Source organism: Rhodococcus sp. NPDC059234, from assembly GCF_042754225.1.
In the GTDB taxonomy this organism is placed as follows: Bacteria; Actinomycetota; Actinomycetes; order Mycobacteriales; family Mycobacteriaceae; genus Rhodococcus_G.
The window spans coordinates 1-1,715 of record NZ_JBHZAH010000217.1 but is presented as its reverse complement, the minus strand read 5'-3'; the positions used below and the strand labels follow the sequence as shown (position 1 = coordinate 1,715).

1 protein-coding gene is annotated in these 1,715 nt (G+C 71.3%); it reads left to right on the top strand.

Going from position 1 to position 1,715, the window contains the following annotated elements; genetic code table 11:
- The coding region (locus ACFXGJ_RS24355; protein WP_378625842.1) for a helicase HerA-like domain-containing protein at positions 1-1,681 on the top strand (1,681 nt) is incomplete at its 5' end.
- Positions 1,682-1,715: the final 34 nt, after the last annotated feature.

The window sequence follows — 1,715 nt, the reverse complement described above, 5'->3', positions numbered from 1 at the left end:
GGAGGCGGCCGCGGCCGCCGAGCGTGAGCACGCGGCGAAGGTGGCCGCGGCGAAGACGCCGGCCAGGCCGGCCGCGGAGCCCGTCGCCGCACCGGCGGCTGTCGAAACGGCCGTCGCTGCAACGCCGCCGGCGCCCGTCTCGGCGGCACAGGACATCGCCGCCGGCTACGCGTTCGACGGCGGGGCGCTCGAGCTCGGCACGATCATCGTCGACGGCGTCGTCGATCCCACCGCGCGCGTACGCATTCCGCTCGCGACCCTCAACCGCCACGGACTCGTTGCGGGAGCGACCGGCACCGGCAAGACCAAGACGTTGCAGGGGATCTGCGAACAGCTCTCCGCCGCAGGGGTTCCCGTGGTGATGGCCGACGTCAAGGGCGACGTGTCGGGACTGTCCGCGCCCGGCCAGGCGGGGGAGAAGATCGCCGCCCGCGCCGTCGAGACCGGCGTCGCCGACTGGACGCCGACGGCGTTCCCGGTCGAGTTCCTCTCGCTCGGCACCGGCGGCATCGGTATCCCGGTGCGCGCGACCATCACCAGTTTCGGGCCGATCCTGCTGAGCAAGGTGCTGGGGCTCAACGACACCCAGGAGTCCACCCTCGGGCTGATCTTCCACTGGGCCGACACCCAGGGCCTGGCGTTGCTGGACCTCAAGGACCTTCGCTCGGTGATCGCGCACCTGACCTCGGACGAGGGCAAGGCGGACCTGAAGGGCATCGGCGGGGTGTCGTCGGCGACCGCCGGGGTGATCCTGCGGGCGCTGGTGAACCTCGAGGCGGACGGCGGCGACACCTTCTTCGGTGAGCCGGAACTCGACACGGCGGACCTGCTGCGGGTCGGATCCGACGGCAAGGGCGTCGTCACGCTGTTCGAGCTCGGGGCCCAGGCCGCCCGGCCGGTGATGTTCTCCACGTTCCTGATGTGGGTGCTCGCCGACCTGTTCCAGACGCTGCCCGAGGTCGGCGACGTCGACAAGCCCAAGCTGGTGTTCATCTTCGACGAGGCGCACCTGCTGTTCGCGGACGCGTCGAAGGCGTTCCTGCAGCAGGTCGAGCAGACGGTCAAGCTGATCCGGTCCAAGGGCGTCGGCGTGTTCTTCTGCACGCAGCTGCCGACGGACGTGCCGAACAACGTGCTCTCGCAGCTCGGCGCGCGCATCCAGCACGCCCTGCGCGCGTTCACCCCGGACGACCAGAAGGCGCTGACCAAGACGGTCCGGACCTACCCGAAGACCGAGCACTACGACCTCGAGAAGGCGCTCACCTCGCTGGGCACCGGCGAGGCCGTGGTGACGGTGCTCTCGGAGAAGGGCGCCCCGACGCCGGTGGCGTGGGCGAAGATTCCGCCGCCGCGCTCGCTGATGGACACCATCGGGGAACCTGCGATCCGGGCGGCGGCCGCGGCGAGCGCGCTGCACGCGAAGTACGGCGAGACGATCGACCGGGAGTCGGCCTACGAGCGGCTGACCGCGAAGGTCTCCGGTGCGCCGAGCGACGGACTGGACCTGCCGCCGGCGTTGCCGGATCTGCCCGACCTGCCGCCGCCCGCACCCGACGAGCCGAGCGCGGTGGAGAAGATCATGGACAACCCCGCGGTCAAGAGCTTCCTGCGGTCCGCGGCGACCGTCGCCGGCCGCGAGATCTCCCGTTCGATCTTCGGGACCGGCCGCCGCAGGCGCTGACGCGCAGTGGTGTGGTTACGGAGTGTCCGCACCC